Consider the following 1447-nt stretch of genomic DNA (forward strand, 5'->3'; position numbering starts at 1 on the left):
CCGATCACCTGATACTCCCGGGCATAACCACCGAACAACGCCGCAACCGCCACCGAGATCTCATCGGTCCCCGCCGCCGCAACAACGGTGGTGGGGACGGCGGCCGCGACATTGGCCGCACTGATCGACGACCCGAGCTCGGACAGGCTGGAGGCCGCCGTGGTCACGACATCGGGAAGCACGCTCACAAAAGGCACTGAAGTTCCACCTCCTGGTCAGGTTTACGGCGGCCGCGGCGGCCGCTAACCGTCATCTCCGGGCAGTCCGTTGTTGCCGGCCTGCCCGGCGTGGCCGATCGAGCCGCCTAGACCCGAGCCGCTCGCACCTGCCTGACCGCCATCGCCGCCCAGACCGCCGGCGCCGCCCCGGCCGCCGGCTCCGGTCCCGCCGGCGCTGCCTGCGCCACCGATCAGTCCGCCCTGACCGCCGGCGCCACCGCTTGTTCCGCCGTGACCTCCGTCGCCGCCGTCGCTGCCCGCCCCTCCGTCGCCGCCGGTTCCCCCGGAGCCGCCCAGGACCGACAACCCGCCAGAGGCGTTTCCGCCGTGCCCGGCGTCACCGCCGGCGCCGCCGAGGGCGCCGACCCCGCCACTACCGCCTGTGCCGGCATCGCCGCCGTCGCCGCCAAATCCGATGAATTTGGCGCCACTGCCGCCGTTGCCCCCGTTGCCGCCTTCACCGCCCCTGCCCGATGGGCCGCCGTCACCGCCGTCACCACCGTCACCGCCCGAGGTGGCGCTGCCCCCGGCGGGGTATCCCTGCGAGCCGAAGCCGCCGTGGGCGTCGCCGCCGTCGCCGCCGCCGCCGCCCGCTCCGCCGGCGGTCCCTGATCCGCCGAGGCCCCCGGTGCCGCCGGTACCGCCATGCCCACCGCTGCCGAATATCAGGCCCGCGTTACCGCCGTCACCCCCGATACCGCCCGTGCCACCGTCTCCGCCGGCCGCGCCGCCAGCGCCGTGACCACCATGGCCTCCGGAGCCCGCGTAGGCGAAGCCCGCGTTGGAAGCGTCGGCCGAACCGCCCGTTCCGCCATTACCGCCGGCGCCACTTGCACCGACGGCATCACCGCCGTTGCCGCCTTTGCCGCCGAACGCGTAGCTGCCGGCATCCGTGCCGATGGCGGAACCGCCGTTGCCGCCCGCACCCCCGCCGGCGCCATTGCCGCCGGTTCCGCCGGCACCCCCGGTCGGACCCGCCGACGTCGATGTCACTGACCCGCCAGCACCACCGGCACCGCCATCGAGTGTGCGGGAGCCGGTCCCTCCCGGTCCGCCGTTCGCTCCGGTGACCGGAGTGGCCGAATTGGTCGTGATGGGGCTGACGGACGTGCCGGGCTGCGCGGCGCTGGTGACCGCGTGCGCGACGGCGTTGGCGCCGGTCCAGCCGGTGCCGCCTTGGCCGCCGTTGCCGCCGTTGCCGATGAGGTAGGTGTTGCCGCCGGTGCCGC

The 1447-nt window shown here is 75.0% G+C and carries 1 protein-coding gene and 1 pseudogene; both read right to left on the reverse strand.

The window, feature by feature from the left end; all coding sequences use genetic code 11:
* On the reverse strand, window positions 1–197 hold a 197-nt coding region (locus tag AWC08_RS19310), incomplete at its 3' end, for a PE family protein (protein WP_085088111.1).
* A 45-nt stretch (window positions 198–242) separates the two neighbouring features.
* Window positions 243–1447, reverse strand: a pseudogene (locus tag AWC08_RS39110) (PE family protein); the annotation flags it as partial.

Source organism: Mycobacterium gordonae (assembly GCF_002101675.1).
GTDB lineage: Bacteria > Actinomycetota > Actinomycetes > Mycobacteriales > Mycobacteriaceae > Mycobacterium > Mycobacterium gordonae.